This is a genomic window from Pseudoalteromonas sp. P80D2, assembly GCF_036680945.1.
GTDB lineage: Bacteria > Pseudomonadota > Gammaproteobacteria > Enterobacterales > Alteromonadaceae > Pseudoalteromonas > Pseudoalteromonas shioyasakiensis.
On record NZ_JAZDAR010000026.1, the window covers coordinates 175,802 to 196,932 of the forward strand.

At 42.4% G+C, this 21,131-nt stretch carries 23 protein-coding genes; 6 read left to right on the plus strand and 17 right to left on the minus strand.

Going from position 1 to position 21,131, the window contains the following annotated elements:
• Window positions 1-16: 16 nt before the first annotated feature.
• On the plus strand, window positions 17-2,140 hold the full coding sequence (locus VRK28_RS05595; RefSeq protein ID WP_332393610.1) for a TonB-dependent siderophore receptor: 2,124 nt from the start codon (window positions 17-19) through the stop codon (window positions 2,138-2,140).
• Window positions 2,141-2,412: 272 nt separating this feature from the next.
• Here the strand turns inward: VRK28_RS05595 and recA are convergent, their stop codons facing one another.
• Window positions 2,413-3,459: a recombinase RecA gene (gene recA / locus VRK28_RS05600; RefSeq protein ID WP_054560894.1), complete on the minus strand. Its 1,047-nt coding sequence runs from the start codon at window positions 3,457-3,459 to the stop codon at window positions 2,413-2,415.
• Between the two features lie 58 nt (window positions 3,460-3,517).
• Window positions 3,518-4,015 (minus strand): nicotinamide-nucleotide amidohydrolase family protein, encoded by a 498-nt coding sequence (locus tag VRK28_RS05605; RefSeq protein WP_054560895.1) that lies wholly within the window; start codon window positions 4,013-4,015, stop codon window positions 3,518-3,520.
• Between the two features lie 21 nt (window positions 4,016-4,036).
• Between VRK28_RS05605 and mutS the strand changes: the two genes are divergently transcribed.
• Complete coding sequence (gene mutS, locus VRK28_RS05610) at window positions 4,037-6,610, plus strand: DNA mismatch repair protein MutS (protein ID WP_055021014.1); 2,574 nt, start codon at window positions 4,037-4,039, stop codon at window positions 6,608-6,610.
• Between the two features lie 84 nt (window positions 6,611-6,694).
• Here mutS and rpoS read toward each other — a convergent pair whose 3' ends face one another.
• From rpoS to VRK28_RS05665, 11 genes are read right to left on the minus strand one after another with little or no spacing between them, the layout of a single operon-like run.
• Entirely contained in the window at window positions 6,695-7,678 is a 984-nt protein-coding gene (gene rpoS / locus VRK28_RS05615; protein ID WP_062564838.1) for an RNA polymerase sigma factor RpoS, read from the minus strand.
• 60 nt (window positions 7,679-7,738) lie between these two features.
• Window positions 7,739-8,563 (minus strand): peptidoglycan DD-metalloendopeptidase family protein, encoded by an 825-nt coding sequence (locus VRK28_RS05620; RefSeq protein WP_055021015.1) that lies wholly within the window; start codon window positions 8,561-8,563, stop codon window positions 7,739-7,741.
• Window positions 8,564-8,605: 42 nt separating this feature from the next.
• Window positions 8,606-9,184 (minus strand): YqaA family protein, encoded by a 579-nt coding sequence (locus VRK28_RS05625; RefSeq protein ID WP_054551145.1) that lies wholly within the window; start codon window positions 9,182-9,184, stop codon window positions 8,606-8,608.
• Between the two features lie 11 nt (window positions 9,185-9,195).
• Window positions 9,196-9,834, minus strand: coding sequence for a protein-L-isoaspartate(D-aspartate) O-methyltransferase (locus VRK28_RS05630; protein WP_054551144.1), 639 nt, complete (start codon window positions 9,832-9,834; stop codon window positions 9,196-9,198).
• Complete coding sequence (surE, locus tag VRK28_RS05635; protein ID WP_062564837.1) at window positions 9,824-10,588, minus strand: 5'/3'-nucleotidase SurE; 765 nt, start codon at window positions 10,586-10,588, stop codon at window positions 9,824-9,826. The genes VRK28_RS05630 and surE overlap by 11 nt, the downstream gene beginning before the upstream one ends.
• Complete coding sequence (gene truD / locus VRK28_RS05640; protein ID WP_062564836.1) at window positions 10,589-11,617, minus strand: tRNA pseudouridine(13) synthase TruD; 1,029 nt, start codon at window positions 11,615-11,617, stop codon at window positions 10,589-10,591.
• Window positions 11,614-12,096: a 2-C-methyl-D-erythritol 2,4-cyclodiphosphate synthase gene (gene ispF / locus VRK28_RS05645; RefSeq protein WP_055198208.1), complete on the minus strand. Its 483-nt coding sequence runs from the start codon at window positions 12,094-12,096 to the stop codon at window positions 11,614-11,616. Before ispF ends, truD begins: the two co-directional genes overlap by 4 nt.
• Window positions 12,093-12,794 (minus strand): 2-C-methyl-D-erythritol 4-phosphate cytidylyltransferase, encoded by a 702-nt coding sequence (gene ispD, locus VRK28_RS05650; protein ID WP_054560902.1) that lies wholly within the window; start codon window positions 12,792-12,794, stop codon window positions 12,093-12,095. The genes ispF and ispD overlap by 4 nt, the downstream gene beginning before the upstream one ends.
• Window positions 12,784-13,074 carry a cell division protein FtsB gene (gene ftsB / locus VRK28_RS05655; protein WP_054560903.1) on the minus strand — a complete coding sequence of 97 codons (291 nt, stop codon included), beginning with the start codon at window positions 13,072-13,074 and terminating at the stop codon, window positions 12,784-12,786. Before ftsB ends, ispD begins: the two co-directional genes overlap by 11 nt.
• A 22-nt stretch (window positions 13,075-13,096) precedes the next feature.
• Window positions 13,097-13,729 carry a hypothetical protein gene (locus VRK28_RS05660; protein WP_054560904.1) on the minus strand — a complete coding sequence of 211 codons (633 nt, stop codon included), beginning with the start codon at window positions 13,727-13,729 and terminating at the stop codon, window positions 13,097-13,099.
• 59 nt (window positions 13,730-13,788) lie between these two features.
• Window positions 13,789-14,271, minus strand: coding sequence for a DUF2947 domain-containing protein (locus tag VRK28_RS05665; RefSeq protein WP_058585776.1), 483 nt, complete (start codon window positions 14,269-14,271; stop codon window positions 13,789-13,791).
• Window positions 14,272-14,334: 63 nt separating this feature from the next.
• On the opposite strand from VRK28_RS05665, the gene VRK28_RS05670 reads away from it, so the two are divergent.
• The 4 genes from VRK28_RS05670 (at window position 14,335) to VRK28_RS05685 (ending at window position 17,910) form a co-directional block, all read left to right on the plus strand.
• Window positions 14,335-14,568 (plus strand): DUF1653 domain-containing protein, encoded by a 234-nt coding sequence (locus VRK28_RS05670; protein ID WP_371319660.1) that lies wholly within the window; start codon window positions 14,335-14,337, stop codon window positions 14,566-14,568.
• A gap of 52 nt (window positions 14,569-14,620) precedes the next feature.
• Entirely contained in the window at window positions 14,621-15,469 is an 849-nt protein-coding gene (locus VRK28_RS05675; RefSeq protein WP_055021018.1) for an AAA family ATPase, read from the plus strand.
• 1 nt (window position 15,470) lies between these two features.
• The gene (locus tag VRK28_RS05680) at window positions 15,471-16,658 is read left to right on the plus strand and encodes a vWA domain-containing protein (protein ID WP_332393611.1); all 1,188 of its coding nucleotides are present in this window, start codon (window positions 15,471-15,473) and stop codon (window positions 16,656-16,658) included.
• An 80-nt stretch (window positions 16,659-16,738) separates the two neighbouring features.
• A protein-coding gene (locus tag VRK28_RS05685) for an IS3 family transposase (RefSeq protein ID WP_332393612.1) occupies window positions 16,739-17,910 on the plus strand; the annotation gives its coding sequence in 2 pieces (ribosomal slippage) (window positions 16,739-17,012 and window positions 17,012-17,910; 1,173 coding nt in all).
• Between the two features lie 154 nt (window positions 17,911-18,064).
• On the opposite strand, the gene VRK28_RS05690 is transcribed toward VRK28_RS05685, so the two are convergent.
• From VRK28_RS05690 to VRK28_RS05705, 4 genes are all read right to left on the minus strand, one after another.
• Entirely contained in the window at window positions 18,065-19,237 is a 1,173-nt protein-coding gene (locus VRK28_RS05690; protein WP_414628169.1) for an NRAMP family divalent metal transporter, read from the minus strand.
• A gap of 501 nt (window positions 19,238-19,738) precedes the next feature.
• Window positions 19,739-20,095, minus strand: a complete 357-nt coding sequence (hpf, locus tag VRK28_RS05695; RefSeq protein ID WP_054551132.1) for a ribosome hibernation-promoting factor, HPF/YfiA family — start codon at window positions 20,093-20,095, stop codon at window positions 19,739-19,741.
• A 182-nt stretch (window positions 20,096-20,277) separates the two neighbouring features.
• A complete protein-coding gene (gene ppnP, locus VRK28_RS05700; protein WP_054551131.1) occupies window positions 20,278-20,589 on the minus strand; it encodes a pyrimidine/purine nucleoside phosphorylase in 312 nt (103 codons plus the stop codon).
• Window positions 20,590-20,680: 91 nt separating this feature from the next.
• On the minus strand, window positions 20,681-21,007 hold the full coding sequence (locus VRK28_RS05705) for a hypothetical protein (RefSeq protein ID WP_062564831.1): 327 nt from the start codon (window positions 21,005-21,007) through the stop codon (window positions 20,681-20,683).
• Window positions 21,008-21,131 lie beyond the last annotated feature (124 nt).

The following is a 21,131-nucleotide window of genomic DNA, read 5'->3' on the forward strand; positions in this document are numbered from 1 at the left end:
CTAATTGGAACTTTGCATGTCATCAACAAAATTTTTGCGCTTATCTCAATTAAGCCTTGTGACCTCAGCACTTTTAAGTGGCCACGCTTTTGCAGAACAACAAAAAGAAGAACAAGCAATTGAAAAAATTGCCGTGTATGGCCAGCATCATAAAAACTACATCACTGAAGAAGCACAGTCAGCAACCAAATTAGGGCTAACAATTAAAGAAACGCCACAGTCAATCTCTGTTGTATCACGTGCGCTAATGGATGACTTCTCACTCGATAATTTAAACGCTGTACTTGAAAGCACACCGGGTGTGACTGTTGAGCAAATAGAAACTGACCGTACTTATTTTAAAGCTCGTGGTTTTGAGATCACCAACTTCCAAGTTAATGGCATGGGTATGCCGCAAGACAACGGTTCAATCCAAGGTACTCTTGATACTTCTATTTTCGATAGTGTTGAAATTGTACGTGGTGCCAATGGTTTAATGACAGGTGCTGGTAACCCATCAGCAACAGTCAACATGGTTCTAAAGCGCCCTACTTATCAAACGCAAGTAAATGCGTCTGTATCGTATGGTTCTTGGGATAACAAGCGTTTAGAGCTTGACGCTTCAACTGCTATCAACGAAAACCACGCTGTACGTGCTGTATTCACCAAGCACAAAACTGAGTCATACCTTGATCGTTACGAGCAAGATAAAACAATTTATTACCTAGCCTACGAAGGTCAGTTAACTGACAGCACAGTAGTAACTGCAAACTATGTAAATCAAAAGAAAGATGCTGATAGCCCACTGTGGGGTGCTTTACCGCTTTATTACAGCGATGGTTCAGCAACAAACTTTGACGCTTCAACTAGCACAGCGTCTGATTGGTCATACTGGAATAACACAACTGAGCAGCTGTTCTTATCAATTGAGCAAGCAATCACCAATACTTGGTTCTTAAAAGCAAGCTACGCGCACTTAGAAAATGAGCAAGATTCTGAGCTTTTCTATGTTTACGGCACCCCAGACAGAGAAACAGGCCTTGGCCTAACTGGCTATGCCAGTGAATATGACCACAAAGATAAGCACGACATTTTAGATATCTACGCCACAGGTAAGTTTGATTTATTTGGTATGGAACATGATCTGTCATTTGGTGTAAACCAAGCAGATATGGATAACAAAGATAAATCATTGTATGACTACACTACAGGCAATGGTTTCCCTGCAATGCCTGAGCTAGGTGGTTGGGACGGTGTAGCGCCAGTACCAACACTTACTGATGGTTTAACAGGAGCTGATATCACTAGCCGTCAACGCTCTGCATATATTTCAACACGCATTCGTGCAACTGACGCATTCAGCATTTTAGCAGGTGTGAGCCAAGTAAATTGGGAAACTGAAGGTGCCTCTTACGGCGTTGCAAAAGACAAAGATAGCGACCAAACGGTGCCATACTTCGGTGCTGTTTATGATATCAACGAAAACTTCTCAACTTACGCAAGCTACACAGAAACCTTCGTACCGCAAACAGAGCGTGACATCAATGGTGATTACTTAGATCCAATCACAGGTAAAAGCAGCGAAGTTGGTGTGAAAGCACAGCTACTTGATGACGACTTATTTGTAACAGTTGCTTACTTTGACGCTAAACAAGTTGGCCTTGCCGTTGCTATCCCTGATTCATTACCTGATGACACTCGCTACTATGGCGCAGATGGTATTAACAGCGATGGTATTGAAGTAGAACTTAGTGGTCAAATCAACGAAACACTAAGTGCAAGCTTCAGCTACAGCAATCTAAACATTGATGGTGATGAGTTAGTAAAAGACTACACGCCTGAAAACCAATTCAAACTTGCTGTAACTCATAAAGTGCCTGAGATTGATGGTTTAACCTTTGGCTTAAACTATCGTTGGCAAGACGATACAAAGCGCGTACAAGTGCGTGATGCGGCTACGAATGCTGCACTTATCACCACAACGCAAGATGCGTACGGCCTATTAAACCTAATGGCAACGTACGATATTAACGACAATATGAGCGTTAACTTGAACGTTAATAACGTGACCAACGAAAAGTACATCCATAGTCTTTTCTGGGCTCAAGGTTATTACGGCGCACCGCGTAACTACTCAGTGTCTTTCAACTGGCAGCTTTAAGCTTGAGCTAGAAGCTGAAAGTTTTAAGCTTTAAGTACATGAAAAGCCGCATTATATGCGGCTTTTTCATGAAAGAGTTGCAAGAGTAAAGTTTACCTTTTCTAACTTTACTCTTTCTAACTTTACTCTTTCTAACTTTACTCTTGCTAACTTTGCCCTTGCTAACTTTCCCCTTTCTAACTTTCACCCATAAAAAAACCGCTAACTATGTAGCGGTCTTTTTTGTGTTAAGTGCGGGTCAAATCACGCTTAACTGTACTCTTTTGCGGTGTTTATAGCTCGTCTTCAGCTAATAGGCCTGCATCTTCACCATCTTCTGGTTGTTCAGTTGCCTGAAGTAATAGCATCTCACGTAACTTACCTTCGATCTCATCTGCGATCTCTGGGTTGTCTTTTAAGAACTTAATTGAGTTTGCTTTACCTTGACCAACTTTGCTGCCATTGTAGCTGTACCAAGCACCTGATTTTTCAACAATCTTATGCTTAACACCTAGGTCAATTAACTCGCCTTGTTTAGAAATACCTTCACCATACATAATGATGAACTCAGCTTGTTTAAACGGCGGAGCAACCTTGTTCTTAACAACTTTAACGCGGGTTTCGTTACCTACAACCTCGTCGCCTTCTTTCACAGAACCAATACGACGAATATCGATACGTACTGAAGAGTAGAATTTAAGTGCGTTACCACCTGTCGTTGTTTCAGGGTTACCAAACATAACACCAATTTTCATACGGATTTGGTTGATGAAAATACATAGTGTGTTTGAACGCTTGATGTTACCTGTAAGCTTACGTAATGCCTGTGACATTAAGCGAGCTTGTAGACCCATGTGTGAGTCACCCATGTCACCTTCGATTTCAGCTTTAGGTGTTAAAGCTGCTACCGAGTCAACAATCACAACATCAACAGCACTTGAACGAACTAACATGTCACAGATTTCTAATGCTTGCTCACCCGTGTCTGGTTGAGAAACAAGTAAGTCATCAATGTTTACACCCAATTTTTGTGCGTATACAGGATCTAGAGCGTGCTCAGCATCTACGAATGCACACGTTTTACCTTGCTTTTGAGCTTCAGCGATAACTTGTAAAGTAAGCGTTGTTTTACCTGATGATTCAGGACCATACACTTCAACAATACGACCCGTAGGTAAACCACCAATACCTAATGCGATATCGATACCTAGTGAACCTGTTGAGATTGCTTCAATATCTAGGGCTTTATTGTCGCCCAGTTTCATAATTGAGCCTTTACCAAATTGACGCTCAATTTGTGATAAAGCAGCGTCTAAGGCTTTTTGTTTGTTATCGTTCATTCTGTTCTCCAAATCCGGCTAATGCAGACAGTATACTGTATGAAATCACAGTATCAAGCTAATTTTCAGATTTTATCAATTCAATTATATTTTTTAATGAGTAAACAATAGCTTGCAGTCTAACTTCAGCTCGATCGCCAGAGAAAACTTGCTGACTTGGGTAGTTTTGACCAGCAAAATGAATGCAAAACCATACTAATCCCACAGGTTTATCCAGTGTTCCACCACCGGGGCCTGCTATCCCCGAAATAGCTATTGCGATATCTGCGTTTGCAGCTTTTGCCGCCCCCGATGCCATTTCAACAACGGTTTGCTCACTCACCGCACCAAAGCTGTTTAAGGTTTGCTCGCTAACGCCAATGAGCTCATGTTTTGCTTGGTTACTATAAGTAACAAACGCTCGGTCAATATAATTAGAGCTGCCAGGGGTATCGGTTAATGCATAACTCACTCCACCGCCAGTGCATGATTCTGCGGTAGTGATCCATAAGCGTTTATCCGTTAAAATAGCTCCTAATTTCGCAGCAAGTGTTTTAATCTCTTGATGTAATTCCATATTCAGCCTTTGGGTAAATACATGTCGTTTGATCTTTATGCACCGCACACTATAAAACAACAAACCCCTATGATGCAGCAGTATCTAAAAATAAAAGCCGAGCATCGGGATATTTTATTGTTTTATCGTATGGGCGACTTTTACGAACTTTTCTTTGATGATGCCAAGCGTGCAGCGCAACTTCTTGATATTTCTCAAACCCATCGAGGTAAAGCCGGTGGCGACCCCATTCCAATGGCGGGCGTACCCTATCACGCAGTCGAAAACTATTTAGCTCGCCTTGTACAAATGGGTGAGTCAGTAGCTATTTGTGAACAAGTTGGTGACCCAGCGACTAGCAAAGGCCCTGTTGAGCGTAAAGTTGTACGTATTGTTACACCGGGCACAATTTCTGACGAAGCATTATTACAAGAACGCCAAGACAACCTGCTAACCAGTGTATGGCAAAACAAACAAGGCCTATATGGTATTGCTTATTTAGATATTAACTCTGGCCGGTTCAATGTGTTAGAAGTTAATACCGACGAAGCATTTAGCTCAACATTACAGCGTTTAGCCCCTGCTGAGCTACTTTACAGTGAAACATTTGCAAATGTGCACTTAATTGAACATATCAAAGGCGCGCGTCGTCGCCCGGAATGGGAATTTGATCTAGATACTGCGCAGCATTTACTTTGCGACCAATTTGGCACCAAAGATTTAGTTGGTTTTGGAGTAGACAAAGCACACGCAGCTTTAGTCGCTGCAGGCTGCTTAATGCAATACGTAAAAGACACTCAGCGTATTGCCCTACCGCATATCCGTGCAATCACCCTTGAACAAAACGAACACGCGGTGATCTTAGATGCAGCAACTCGTAAAAACCTTGAACTAACGGTTAATTTATCGGGTGGTTACGAAAACACTCTTGCTCAAGTACTTGATAAAACAGCCACAGCTATGGGTTCACGCTTATTAAAGCGTCGTATTCATACCCCTGTGCGCAGCAAAACAGAGCTCAACTCTCGACTAAACGCAATTAGCGCAATTATCGATGCGCAATTATGTGGTGAGCTACAAGAGTCATTAAAGCAAATTGGCGATATTGAACGTGTTATTGCACGCCTAGCGCTTTGCACTGCTAGGCCGCGAGATTTAACGCGCCTGCGTAGCGCGCTGCAAGCTCTCGCGCCACTTCACGAACTATTACTAGATGCTAACGATCCGCGTATTAGTCAAATTATTGCTAAGTCGCAACAGTTACCTGAACTACAAGATTTACTAGAGCGTGCTGTAATCGAAACCCCACCGGTGCTTATTCGTGATGGGGGTGTGATTGCACCAGGTTACAACAGCGAACTTGATGAATGGCGAGCGCTAAGCCAAGGTGCTACCGATATTCTTGAAAAGCTTGAAGAGCGTGAGCGTGAGCGCACTGGCATTAGCACCTTAAAAATTGGTTATAACAAAGTGCATGGCTTTTTTATTGAAGTAAGCCGTGCGAACTCGCACTTGGTTCCTGCGGATTATATTCGCCGCCAAACGCTAAAAAATAATGAGCGCTATATTATCCCAGAGCTTAAAGAGCATGAGGATAAAGTACTTGGTAGCCAGTCAAAAGCGCTAGCGCTTGAAAAACAGCTTTACGAGCAACTCTTTGAGTTTATTGCTCCGCACATTGAGCAGCTACAAACAATGGCAGCTGTTCTAGCAGATTTAGATGTACTGAACAATTTAGCCGAACGTGCACAAGCGCTTAATTATGCTAAGCCAACTCTGTGCGATAACGATAACATCAGTATTAAGCAAGGTCGCCACCCGGTAGTAGAGCAGGTAATGAAAGACCCGTTTATAGCTAACCCTGTAGAGCTTAATAACGACCGTAAAATGCTGATTATCACAGGTCCAAATATGGGTGGTAAATCGACCTATATGCGCCAAACTGCACTTATTGTTCTAATGGCTCACATTGGTTGTTACGTTCCTGCTGATAGTGCAGAAATTGGGAATATTGACCGTATCTTTACGCGTATTGGCGCAAGTGATGACCTAGCATCAGGACGCTCAACCTTCATGGTTGAAATGACCGAAACAGCAACTATTTTAAATAACGCCACAGCACAATCACTGGTACTGATGGATGAAATTGGTCGCGGTACCTCAACTTATGATGGCTTATCGCTTGCCTATGCAACGGCTGATTATTTAGCATCAAAAATTGCTGCTAAAACTTTGTTTGCAACCCACTATTTTGAGTTAACCGAACTGGCCGAGCAAAAAACGGGGTTAGTTAATGTGCACCTAGATGCCATTGAGCACAACGACACCATTGCCTTTATGCATACCGTGCTTGAAGGCGCAGCAAGCAAGAGCTTTGGTTTACAAGTTGCTGCCTTGGCTGGTGTACCAAAAGCGGTTATCCAACAAGCAAAACAAAAGCTTAAAATGCTTGAGAACCATCAACCTGTTACTGCTCCTATTGAGCAACAACAGCAAACATTAAGTTTTGATGATGAGCCTTCTGAGCTTGAATTAACCTTAAAACAGCTTGATCCAGATAGCTTAACGCCAAGACAAGCACACCAACTACTGTATCAATTAAAAGATTTACTTTAAATTTTGAGTAGATATAAAAAAAGCTGACGTAACGTCAGCTTTTTTGTGTGTTCTAGACCCGAAGGCCTATGTATTGTTGTCAAATCAGGTGAATTGGTCGAATAGGCTATCTGTACTTAAACCTTCGTGTTGCAAAATGTCTTTTAAGCGACGTAATGCTTCAACTTGAATTTGTCTTACACGTTCCCGTGTTAAACCTATTTCACGACCAACATCTTCAAGGGTTGATGGCTCATAGCCTAGTAAACCAAAACGACGAGCGAGTACTTCACGCTGTTTTGGGTTTAACTCTCCAAGCCAATCAACAATGTGCTTGTTAATGTCATTACTCTGTACTTCGCCCTCTGGACCATAGTCTTTTTCATCGGCGATAATATCTAATAACGCTTTGTCATTTTCACCGCCGATAGGTGTATCCACCGAGGTGATTTTTTCGTTTAAACGCAGCATCTTAGTGACATCTTCAACCGGCTTATCTAAGCACTCTGCAATTTCTTCTGCGGTTGGTTCATGGTCAAGTTTCTGCGTTAATTCACGGGCTGTTCTTAAATAAACATTAAGCTCTTTAACCACGTGAATAGGTAAACGAATCGTACGTGTTTGGTTCATGATGGCACGTTCGATAGTTTGACGTATCCACCAAGTTGCATAAGTTGAAAAACGAAAACCACGTTCTGGGTCAAATTTCTCAACGGCTCTGATAAGGCCTAAATTACCTTCTTCAATAAGGTCTAGTAGCGCAAGGCCACGGTTGTTATAGCGGCGGGCAATTTTCACCACTAAACGTAAATTACTTTCAATCATTCGCTTGCGAGAGGCTTCACAGCCTTTCAGTGCTTTTCGAGCAAAATAAACTTCTTCTTCTGCGCTTAGCAGCGGAGAAAAACCAATCTCACCAAGATACAGCTGTGTAGCATCTAAATTCTTGGCAACTTCTTCTTTTGCAAAAATTTCATCTTCGTTGTCGACTTCTTCAAGTAATTCAGAAGACTCTTCTTCGACTACCGTGTCATCAAATTTATCGTCAATCGCGTCAGTTTTTTTCTCAAGTTTTGCTGTGTGACCCATAAGCGTCCTCCCGAGCAAATATGTGATTGAGCTAAATCACTTTATCAATACCCTAAATGGCTAAGGTAGATACTTAGCAGGATTGACTGCTTGACCCCGATAACGAATTTCAAATCTCAAAGCCGTAACCGAAGAGTCTGAACTGCCCATTTCTGCTATTTTCTGCCCTGCCTTTACTTCCTGTTTTTCCTTTACAAGCAACTTTGAATTGTGCGCGTAAGCGCTTAGGTAATCATCATTGTGTTTCAATATGATTAAATTACCGTACCCCCTCAATGCGTTGCCCGCGTATACCACAGTTCCATGTGCAGCAGCTAAAACAGAAGCCCCTTGTTTATTAGTGATCTGTAATCCTTTAAAGCCGTTCTCTTTATTAGAGAAGCGTTTTGTGACTTTACCTTTTGCAGGCCAGCCCCATACAACTTTAGCATTAGAATTACGCTTTTTTTCACTAATTATTTTGTTGGCTTGTTTCTGAACATACTCTCGTTGTTTTGGCTGATCAAGCCCTTTCTTTAATTTTTTGTTATTTTTTTGTATAGAAACAGTAGACTTTTTACTCGAATTCGTATATTTTTTCGTCTTTTTTGATTTTTGTGCCGATTTTGTGAGCGAAATACTCTGCCCAGGGAAGATGGTATAAGGTGCTGGAATATCGTTTATTTTTGCGAGTGTTCGAAAATCTTGCTGAGCGCTAAAAGCAATTGAATACAAAGTATCGCCCTTTTTGACTACATATTTTGAGCCAGAGATATTTACTTTGCGTGTGGCGGGTTTAACTTTATTATCTAAACTACTAACCGGTGCCGGTGCTTCGCGAGAAGTACAACCAAAGAGCAAAATACTAAGAAACAAAGTAACATAGACTGTTAACTGCCTGCTCATCGTAAAATGCTCCTTATCGTACTAGTTTAATGGTTTTACGGGTTATCGTAGTAAAAAGTACGCAACCACAACTAAAACAACTAATCCCCAGCCAAGCGCTTCAACATATTGACGTAATTTTTGCTCCATTTTAACGCCGCCCCACTTCATTAAAGCCGACACTAAGAAGAAACGCGCGCCACGACCTATTGCCGAGGCAATTAAAAATGGCAAGAATGCCATTTGCATCAAACCTGCACCTATGGTGAAAACCTTATAAGGTATAGGAGAGAAGCCCGCTAAAAACACCACCCATACACCATAGTTTTCAAACCAACTTAGCGCTGTGTCAAATTTAGCTTGCCAACCCATTTGCGCAATCAGCGGCTCAACTACAGGTTCGAATAACCAAAAGCCAAGTAAGTAACCTAAAATACCGCCAATCACTGAAGCAATAGTCGTAAAGCTGGCAAAGCGCCATGCTTTATCTGGCTGAGCAAGCGACATAGGGGCTAGCATGACATCCGGTGGCACCGGAAAAAAAACAGATTCAGCAAAACTCATCCCTGCTAAATAACGCTCCGCATGACGGTGTTTAGCCCATACCAGCGCCATATCATATAACTTAGTAAACAACTTCAAAGTATAACGTCCTATTCAATATCACCAGGTACCAAAGGTACAAATCGTACTGGTGCAACTTTATGTTCTGTAAAAGTGTCGCCATTTCTAACGACCATCATTAATTGCTGATCTTGCTCACCGATAGGTGCAATCATAACGCCCCCATCAGCAAGTTGTGCCAGAAGTCCTTGTGGCATAGTGGCCGCAGCGGCAGTAACAATAATCCCCTCAAATGGAGCTTGCGACTGCCAGCCTTGCCAACCGTCACCGTGTTTCATGGTGACATTATATAAATCAAGCTTATGCAAACGGCGTTTTGCTTGCCATTGCAATGCTTTAATACGCTCTACCGAGCACACTTTAGTGAAGGTTTTTGCCAATATTGCCGTTTGGTAGCCAGAGCCTGTGCCAATTTCGAGCACTTTATCACGTACGCCTGCTAAGCGAAGCAGCTCTGTCATGCGTGCGACAATATATGGCTGCGAAATCGTTTGTCCTTGACCGATTGGCAATGCGGTATTTTGATAAGCTTTGTGCTGCAAAACATCATCAATAAAAATGTGTCTGGGTGTTGAGGCAATCGCTTCAAGCACAGTACTGTCTTCTACACCCTCGCGTTTTAATAATTCAGCTAATGCCAGTGCACTGCGATTATAATTAGTCAGCACTATTAATCTCCATATTTGCTAACCAGCTATCGACGGCTTGTAAGCTCTCTTTCGCCGTCATATCAACACTAAGTGGGGTCACTGATGCATAACCATTATTAATGGCATAAAAATCAGTGCCCTCACCTGCATCACTTTCAGCGCCAAGGGTACCATACCAATAAATGTCACGGCCCCATGGGTCTTGTTGTTTCGTCATGGTTTCAGCTTTATGACGCGAACCTAAACGGGTTACCTTAACTCCTTTAAGCTCTGTAAGCGGAATATCTGGCACGTTTAAGTTGATGATTTGATCTTTCGGTAATGGGTGCGATGCCAACTCTTTGATAATACTCACCGCAACCGCAGCTGCAGTTTCAAAGTGATTTCCTTCTTTAGAGCATAACGACACAGCAATCGCCGGCAGTCCTAAGTGGCGCCCTTCAGTGGCCGCTGCTACTGTACCTGAATACAAGGTATCATCACCTAGGTTGGCGCCGTGGTTTATTCCTGCAACCACTAGATCTGGCTGCTGCTCGACTAATTCATTAACTCCCAAATGCACACAGTCAGTCGGCGTGCCATTAATCGAAATAAAGCCATTATCAAGGATAGTTGCACGAAGTGGATTCATGAGCGTTAATGAATTACTTGCGCCACTACAATTACGATCTGGCGCTACTAAGGTCACATCTGCTATTTGCGTCAATGCATGATACAAAACCGCAATCCCTTTAGCATGTACGCCATCATCATTGCTCAATAAGATTTTCATTTACGCATCCTTTTGTTTTTGTTCTCTGGGGCTTGTATCTTGATAGTCCACCAGCTCACGCAGCAGGGCGGTAGCAAAACAGCCTTTTGGTAAACCAAAACTTAACTTTAAAGTAGTTTCATCAATCGTTTCAACAGCTAATGAATCAGGAATAAGTCGTAACATTCTACGCTCATTCTTAAGGCCAAGTTCGCTAAGGCCATCTATCCAAGACTGATAAGGTTCGAGCCACACTTTTTCGGTTTCGGTCAGGCCTTTTTCGCCTTTACCAACCATAGGTGCCGACATCACAATATCGCCAGACGCTAAGCGCGCAATATTGTCATCACTAATATTGTCTTCAAAAAATGCATTACTGCCGCTGAGCATAAACACTTCGCGGTGCATTGTTTTCGCAAGGCCATGCTCGGCAACTCGCATACTCACGATCTCATTAAATACATAAGAGCGCGCAGCTGAAATAACTAAGCCACGCAATTTTTTATCGCGGATACGCTCACCAGCAAACATGCGCTTTGCCATTTCAAGGTTGTGACCACCATGGCCAAAGCGCTGCTCACCAAAGTAATTAGGCACACCAGCACGCACCGCGTTGATACGGCACAAAATATCCAGCGGCTCAGTGACATTACGTAATGTAATGGTAAAGCGATTGCCTTTATGGCAGCCAGTTCTGAGCTTACGGTTATGGCGCTGTTGCGATATTACAAAAAACTGCTCGTTATTCAGCTCACTAAATTCTATGTGCTTTTTAATGGGAACTGGCACGCTAAACCATTGGGTACACACGCCATGACGGTCTTTTAAGCCTGCATAACTCACATCACGTGGAGATACCCCTGCTTTTTCGGCAATGCGTTTCGCAATAAACTGAGTATTTTCGCCTTTTTTTACAACCTGCAAGCAAACATGTTCACCAGAACCGGTAAACTCAATACCTAAGTCTTCATCAACCATGAAGTCTTCAGCATGAGTTTTAAAGTCAGCCTTAGAAAGAGGTTTACCGTATAGGTAGTTTAACTCACTCATGCGCTTTGTTTGCTCATAATCACCACTGCGTGGCTTGAGATACCTTCTTTACGACCTTCAAACCCAAGCTTCTCAGTGGTTGTTGCTTTCACATTAACTTGTGAAATATCAGCTTCAAGGTCTTGGCATAAGTTTTCACGCATAGCTTGAATATGTGGCAACATTTTTGGTGCTTGCGCAACAATCGTGACGTCGGCATTGCCAAGTACATAACCTTGCTCTTTAGCAAGCCCAACCACGTGGCGTAGTAAAATTCGGCTATCAATATTTTCGTATTCGCTAGCAGTATCAGGGAAATGCTTGCCAATATCACCCATTGCCAATGCGCCTAAAATGGCATCACACAATGCGTGAATGGCAACATCACCATCTGAATGAGCTAAAAAGCCTTGTGGGTAATCTATTTTTTCACCACAAATTACCAACGGGCCTTCGCCGCCAAATTTGTGTACATCAAAGCCATGGCCAATTCGAATCATGAGGTACTCTCGTTTTGTTGTTTTTGCAGTAAAAATGCTGCTAAATCTAAATCTTCTGGGGTGGTGATTTTAATGTTGTCACTGCGACCTGCAACCAGCTTAACAGGCTGCTTAGCCCATTCAATTGCCGATGCCTCATCAGTGATAGTCACACCATTTTTAAGGGCACTTGATAGCGCATTAGTCAGCGCTTGATAAGGGAAAAGCTGAGGGGTGAGTGCCTGCCATAAATCATCACGTGGCACCGTTTGCTCACTGTGGGTATGACCGCGCTTAATGGTGTCTTTTACTTTTGACGCTAAAATACCGCCTTCATTGGCAGCGATACATTCAGTTATTAAACGCTGAATATCAGCAAGACACACTAACGGCCTTGCCGCATCGTGAACAAGTACCCAATCAGGTGGGTTGTCAGCAAGTGATAGCAAGGCGTTAAGCACAGAATCAGCGCGCTCTTTACCACCACTCACACGCTCAATACGCTTATCTATGTGTGGTAAATCAGCAAAGTAGCCGTCATCATCGCTAATTGCTACTTTGATGGTGTTTAATTCGTTAAGTTCTGCAAGTTTACTTAGGGTATGTTCTAAAATAGTTTTACCCGCAAGTTCAATATACTGCTTTGGCGCCGAATGCTGCATTCGACTGCCAACTCCCGCAGCGGGAACAATGGCGGTGATAGTTTGCTTAGTGTTCATTTTGCTGTTGACCTGGTAATACGCGAATAAAGGTTTCGCCAGGTTTAATCATTCCTAATTCATTACGCGCCCGCTCTTCGATGCCCTCTTGACCGAGTTTTAAGTCTTCAATATCGGCTTTGAGCACTTTATTGCGCTTTAATAATTTCGCATTGGTGTCTTGATGAGAGGTAACCGCTTGTTTTAAACGAGTGTAATCTTGCACCCCATTATGGCCAAACCATAAGCGGTACTGAATAAATAAAGCCAAACACAACAAGGCGAATTGAAAAACCCGCATTGAACACTCCTTCGCGGTTAAATTAAGTCAAAGGGCGTTTTAAATTACGCCAATTTATATTGCTTGCTAACAGCATTTCTCTTAATGACAAACGCTTAGGTGTGATGCGTTTATTAAATTGCCATTGATGACCGCAACACGCCGCAGCCATCACCGCCTTTGCAGGCTTAAGCAATTGAATATGCGTGTTTTCTAGCGATTCACCGGAAGTATCAAACCAACCAAGCTCGTTGCAATGTACCTTATTGTCGCTTACTTGATCTAAGCTGTCTATGCGCACGGTTGTACATTGCTCGTCATTAATTAGCACGGGAACAATTAACCCGCGCTTAGCATGTTGACTATAAAAGTCTTTTGAGTCTTTTTTATTATAAACAGGCGGCGTTGTTTTTTGTTTTTCAAGCCAACTGCCATTTTGTGAATCGAGCTGTAGTGGTGCATCACCACTGACAATACGCATAGCTAAACGCTCAATATAGTAAGGCAGGCTTGCTAATAAACGTTTTAGCCTTGCTGTATCAGGTTCATCAACTAAACGCGGGATCTCACGAGCATAAAATGCATTACATAACTGCGCATACAAAGCTCGCTCGGCATCAGTTTGCCAAATTTCGGCTTGTTGCGAGTGTTCGCTCTGTGAAGTTGGTTTAGACAATGCGCGCTCTGATAAAACAATTGCTTGACTGTTTTATAGCATAGAGCGTTTATTGAGCGCTACTTTACTGCGCCTTTTTTACCCAATTTTGCGTTACCAGTTTCTAAAAACTGCACCACTGCATCACGCTTTTTACCTAATAACAAACTACCATCAGCTAAAAACATAAAGTTTTGCCAACAACGTTTAAAAACAGCAAAGCTGGTTTCAATGATGTTGTCGCGAGCCATGCAAAAATAAACAGTGGTGTTTGCTTCCCACGCCAAGTGGTTAAGGATTTCTTCTGGTAACTGCTCGTCGCCAGCTTCCCATGCACTTTCCCAGTTAATGGTCTCTGAAAAGCTGTCGTCTTTGCCGCACCAATCTGTTTTATCAAAAAAGTCAGGGTGATCATGCTCGCGGCTCACCATGGTAGTCCATAAAACCGCAGCGCGTTCAGCACTCATTGGTTTTATTTGCGCTGCGTCTTCGCTGCTTATCGGCATATCTTTATGACGAAAAACCCAGGCTTTTTTGTATTCATCTAACGAAATATAATTCATAGTTTAGGCAGTTTGTTTCAGCGTAAAATGTGCAAACTGCAATTATACCCAAATGACTCCAAGATGCGAGATAAACACATGACAATCAAACCCGGTATTTACCAACATTACAAAGGTCCAAAATACAAAGTTGAATATGTTGCTACTCATAGCGAAACGAATGAGCCACTGGTAATTTATCAAGCGCTATATGGCGAATTTGGCATGTGGGCACGCCCGCTTAGTATGTTTACAGAAACCGTCACTGTGGAGGGTAAAACGATACCGCGTTTTGCATACCTTTCAGACGCCGACTAACTGTGGCATCATGACGTTATTAATCACTGCTCAGACCAGATAAGGTGACATCGTGCTTTTTAATTCAACCGATAACTACATTGCCAGTAACTCATTAAAACAAGCGGTTAACGCAGCGATCTTGCTCGAAAAGCCGCTGCTAATAAAAGGTGAGCCCGGCACAGGTAAAACCATGCTGGCCGAGGAGCTTGCAAAAAGTTTAGACACCACGCTAATTCAATGGCACATCAAATCAACCACTAAGGCGCAGCAAGGCCTGTATGAATATGATGCGGTATCGCGCCTTCGCGACAGCCAGTTAGGTGACGAGCGAGTGCACGATATCAGCAACTACATTGTAAAAGGGAAATTATGGCAAGCCTTTACTTATGGTGAGCAACATAACAAACGCCCTGTGCTATTGATTGATGAAATCGACAAAGCCGATATTGAATTTCCCAACGACTTGCTATTAGAGCTCGATAAAATGGAGTTTCATGTTTATGAGACCGGCGAGCGCGTTATTGCAAAGCAACGTCCGATTGTGATCATTACGTCGAATAATGAAAAAGAGCTGCCAGATGCCTTTTTACGTCGCTGTTTCTTCCATTACATTGATTTCCCTAGTAGTGAAGAAATGGCACAAATTATCGATGTGCATCACCCGCATGTTAAACAAGACCTAGTTCGCCAAGCACTTGAGGTGTTCTTTAATCTACGTGAAGTAAACGGCATTAAGAAAAAACCATCAACCAGCGAATTGCTTGATTGGTTAAAACTGCTAATGGCTGAAGATATAGACGCTAAAACACTGCATGATAAAAGCCAAAAAGGCGGCTTAATGCCAATGTTTGGCGCGTTATTAAAGAACGAGCAAGACATTAGCTTAGTCGAAAAACTTGCGTTTATGAGCCGCCGTTAATATGTTAATTGCGTTTTTCTTCAAGCTTCGAGAATACCGCTTACCTGTTAGTTTGCGAGAGCTACTTGATTTGATCAATGCGCTCAAGCAAGGGGTTATTTTTGCCGACGTTGACGCGTTTTATTATTTGGCGCGTACCATCATGGTAAAAGACGAAACCCACTTTGATCGTTTTGATAAAGCCTTTGCAGATTACTTTAGTGGCGTGGCCGACCTTGATCTGCTCGAAAGTTTAAAACAGCAACACGACTTGCCTAATGATTGGCTACGCAAAGAGTTTGAAAAACACTTAAGCGAAGAAGAAAAGGCGCAATTACAAGCCATGGGCGGCCTTGATAAACTCATGGAAACCCTCAAGCAACGCCTTGAAGAGCAGCAAAAACGCCATGCAGGGGGCAATAAGTGGGTAGGTACCGGTGGCACTTCGCCATTTGGCGCCTATGGTTATAACCCTGAAGGTGTGCGTATTGGTCAAGACGGAAACCGACATCGCCGTGCGGTAAAAGTATGGGATAAACGCAGCTACCGAAACCTTGATAGTGACCGTGAAATCGGCTCGCGCACCATTAAACTCGCCCTAAAAAAACTGCGTAAATTTGCCCGTACTGGTGCCAGCGACAGTCTCGATTTAACCGAAACCATCCGCGCAACTGCAAAGCAAGGCGGCATGCTCGATGTAAAAATGGCACCTGAGCGCCACAATGCAGTAAAAGTATTGATGCTATTTGATATCGGCGGTTCAATGGATGATTACATTCATACCTGCGAAGAGCTATTTAGCGCTGCTCACAGCGAATTTAAGCACCTTGAGTTTTACTATTTTCATAACTGTTTGTATGAGCATGTTTGGCAAGACAACAAACGTCGTCACTCTAACGTCATTGATACCATGACCTTGATTAACAAGTTCACCAGCGACTACAAGGTGATCTTTGTTGGTGATGCCACTATGGGCCCCTACGAAATCGCCTACCCCGGTGGCAGCGTTGAGCATTGGAATGAAGAGCCCGGCAGCGCTTGGCTAAACCGCATAACCAATCACTTTGATAAAGTCGCTTGGCTCAACCCACAACCCGTTGAACACTGGCGCTATTATCAATCAATTGATTTTATAAAGCAGTTAATGGACAACCGCATGTACCCACTCACGCTAGACGGGATTAGTAATGCGATTAGGGAGTTGAGTTAGAGCCGTCAGCCGTCAGCCGTCAGCCGTCAGCCGTCTGATCTGACTCCATAAAAGTAGACACCTCTTTGGAGTCAGTAATCATGAAAGTAAAGTCACAGCGTAGATATTCCCTCGAATTTAAAATAAAAGTCGTTCAAGAGTCGTTAGACACCTCAGATACAGTTAAGATGGTCGCTAATAAATACGGTATTCATCCTGACATGCTATCAAGTTGGAGAAGTCACATGACCTCGAAGAAGAAAACATCAAAGCCACTTAAGAACCAAGGCCCTGACAAATCATACACAGATTTAGAGCGCCAAATTCGCAAGCTTGAGAAGCAACTCGAAGATGCTCAGTTGGAGAATGACGTTTTAAAAAAGGCGAAGGTCTACTTCGACAGCCTAAAAGAATAAGGTTCGAATATATCCACAAGGTCACAGACGCCAAACGCACAGTGAAGAAATTGTGCAGTTGGTTATCTGTGTCGCCGGCTGGGTATTATAAATGGTTAAAACAATTACCTAGCACACGTCATAAAGAGAACAGTTTGTTACTTAAGTTTCTAAAGCATATTAGCGACCAGGAGCACTGTATCCCAGGCTATAGAAAGCTTTGGGAAGCAGCGGTAGCACATGGCTTTGATTGCAGTAAAGGACGTGTGCAGAGGCTGTTACAAAGCGTTGGCTATCGTTCAAAGTCAGGTAAGAAGCGCTATACAAGCCGCGCGAAGAAAGAAGGTACAATCAAAGCGAGTAATTTATTACGACGCCAGTTTAATGTTGATACAGCAAATACCGTGTGGGTATCAGACATCACACAAGTACGCTGTAAAGATGGTTGGCAGTATTTGTGCGTCATCCTTGATTTGTATTCTCGTAAGGTTGTTGGCTGGGTAACAAGCCGGATAAACAACGCCGAGTTAGTTATTAAAACACTGAAAAAAGCATGGTCAGCACGCAACCCAGATGGTGCGAACTTGCTCTTTCATTCAGACCAAGGAGCTCAGTATGTCGCAAAGGAAACAGTGAAGTGGTTAACTAATAGAGGTGTCACAGTGAGTATGTCTAGAAAAGGCAACTGCTGGGATAACGCATGCTCAGAAAGCTTCTTCGCGCAGTATAAAAAGGAGTGGATAAAGAATTTAAATGAACTGAGTCGTAGTGAAATGACAACACAAACGTATTTTTATATTGAAAAATACTACAACTCAGTAAGAAGGCATGGCACCCTTGGATATAAAAGTCCCATGCAATACGAACAAGTTAATTAAACCCCGTGTCTACTTTATCGGGGTCAGATCAGTCAGCCGTCAAACAGCATAAAAACTGAGAAATGAATGTAACGTTACAATTGTTTATAAACGCAAATAACTAAGCACCTTCTCGATCAGCTAAAAACTGACGGCTGAAAGCTGACAGCTCCCATTACATTATCTTCCAAACCAAAAACACCAGCGCAAAGCCCACCAAATAAGCTAAGCCTAACCAGCTTAGGGTGCGTAATAAAGGTGAGTGATGAATGCTGGGTTCTGAGCGTACTAAACTAAAGTTCAGCCATGCAAATACGGGAGTGGTTACAAAAGCGAGGGTCATAGCAAAAGTGAGCATTGGGCCAAGGGCTGATTTAAAGAATAAAATCACTGCCATACCTGCAAATGCTTGTAGTAATAACCACATATTTAAACTGTGTTTAGATTGTTTAATCGGTAGCAGTTTATGTGACTCATTTAATGTTCTGGCGTAGCCATCAAGCACTGTTAGCGTGGTGCCAAACATACATAAAAAAGCGATACCTGAAACCAGTGGCCTTGCCCATTCGCCCATAGTGAGGGCATACATATCAATTAGCTGCTTTGCAAAAGCGACTCCACCTAATTGCACAGCTTGTGCTTGGCCATATTGCACTAACACACCTAATGAAAAAAACACTAACGCAAGTGCTGCGGTAAGCCAGTAGCCCAAATTAAAATCAAACAAGCCTTGTTGCTTTGTCACGGCTTGTTGATGCTGCTTTTCTTTTAGCCACAGTGAGCTGATTGCTGATATTTCAATGGGTGCAGGCATCCAGCCCATGAGCGCGACCATAAAGCCAAGCATGGCAAGCTCATACGGCGACGGGCCCACATAGTCAACTGGGGCCATTGGGCCATTATTAATTGCCACAACCAACGCAGCCACGGTTGTAACCGTTAGCAGCCCCATAATGAGCTTTGAGACATTATCGAGCGCCTTAAAGTGCCCTAATAATAAAATGAGCAAACACACAGCTAAAATCAGCCAGCATAATAAGGTTACAGAAACAGTGACAGGTAATGCATAGTGCAGCAGACTGGCCGTTAATAATAAAACCCCCGCAGTATTTACTACCGCAGCGACAATATTAAGCGCAATAAAACTATAGAAATACCCCGGCCCTTTTTGCTTGTAGCCCTCAACTAAACTTTGTTTGGTCGCGAGCGTGTACTCCATGCCAAATCGAAAGAATGGGTACTTCAATACGTTTACTACAATGATTAGCCAAAATAGCTGCCAGCCGAATAACGATCCTGCTTGTGTTGATGCTACTAGATGTGAGCCACCAATGGCGGCTGTAGCCATTAAAACTCCCGGCCCTAATGCATTTAATTTAGATTGCCAATTTGATACTGCTGATTGCATAAGTTGTGTGTGTTTTATTCTTAGTAACAAGCAACTTACAGCGTTTTAGGTGAGATTGGAAGCAGAGCAAGTTAGCAAGTTAGCAAGTTAGCAAGTTAGCAAGTTAGCAAGTTAGCAAGTTAGCAACTCTAGACTGCCTACCAATTGTGTCAAGTAACTCGCTACTCTTTGGTTTTTTAATCTGACTTCTAACGACTGATATCTAATATCTCCATTTTTGTTCGGCGTTAAAACGCCTCCTACGTCTCTAACTCGCAAACTTTCCCCTTTACTCTTTCTAACTCACTAACTTTACTCTTTCCCCTAGCAACTCGCTAACTTTTGGAACTTCAATCTGACAGCTGATAGTTAAATATTAAAACCAAAAAAGCCAAGCGTTTCGCAACGGTTGGCTTTTTCAGATTTAGTTTAAGTCTAGCCGCTTAGGCTAGTGCTCTGTAATTAGCTCAGGTTCATTTCCTGAATGATTTCGTGGGCAATTTCTGGTGTAGTACTGACCGGCTTTTCGTGTAGTTTGGCTTTCATTTGCCCTTTACGATGTTTAAGTGATGCATCTAGTTTTTTAGCAGCACCTGCGATAGCTGGGTACATCACATCATCTTCAGCTTTTACTGATAAACGTGCGCCTTCATAGGTTGTACTAATCTCAGCCTGATACTTATTGTGTTCTTTTGAAAGAATAATATCGAGTGATATTAATGATGGAAAATGGCTAGCAATTTTCGAGAACTTCTCGTTGATATGAGCTCTAACAGCCTCAGTAACGTCAACATGATGACCAGAAATATTAATCTTCATAGGGTATCCTTTTTTCTTGTTACCTCACAGTTAGTATTGGGGGCGAATTGAATTAACACAAGCGAAAATTGCAGATAATTAGTAATTGATTGTAACCACAGATGATTTAGATCATGCGTTGCGGATAAAATATGCAAAAGCCCGCATCACACGGGCTTTTCAAAGAGGTTAACAACTGCTCATTAACTGTACGAGCAACAGTAGTCGGCAAACTCGCTGACCTTTACTAGAAAGGTAACATTTGCATCAACGGTAAAAGACTCTCCAGCTTGCATTGTTTGCCATTCGCTCTCACCGGGTAAAAGCACTTGCCAACTGCCACCGTTAAGCTCCATCAACTCTTTTTTACTCGTAGCAAATTCAAACTCACCCGGTTGCATAAAGCCTAACGTTTTCGTGCTGCCATCAGCAAATACCACAGTACGGCTAGACACTTTACCGTCAAAATACACATTGGCTTTTTTCAGCACACTTACATTATCAAACTGAGACATCCTCACTCCTGTTGTTTTGTTTTAAATCTAATCCACCCTGCCCGAATTTCAAGTGCGCAGCAACTGAAGATTATTCAATTAAAACCATTATTTAAGCTGGCTTTTTATTATCTTTAATAAACTGAGCAAGTAAGAAAACAAAGAAAGTTCCAGGTAGACCAACAATAAACAACAATGGGGTTAATACTCTTGGAGATGTTCCATTAATGTAAAACTTACCATATAAGAAATTACAAATTAGCCAGCCAGCGAGAATAAGGTACGATAACAAGCTCGTATTTTCAGCCTTCAATTCGCAGCTTCCGAAAGCAACGTCGACTAATAAAAGATCAAACGATATACACTGACTTGTATTTAGTGCGTAAAAAGTAAGTGCTGTCATAGATATTAAAGTGATTGCTGTAATGATGTATTTCATGGTCATTTCCTTATTAAATTAAAAGTAAAAAGAAGCAAGCAACTGCCTCTGTCATTTCAATTTAAATGACTCTGAAAATTACACCATAATTTAGCCATTACTTAATCATCACTTACTTATAACC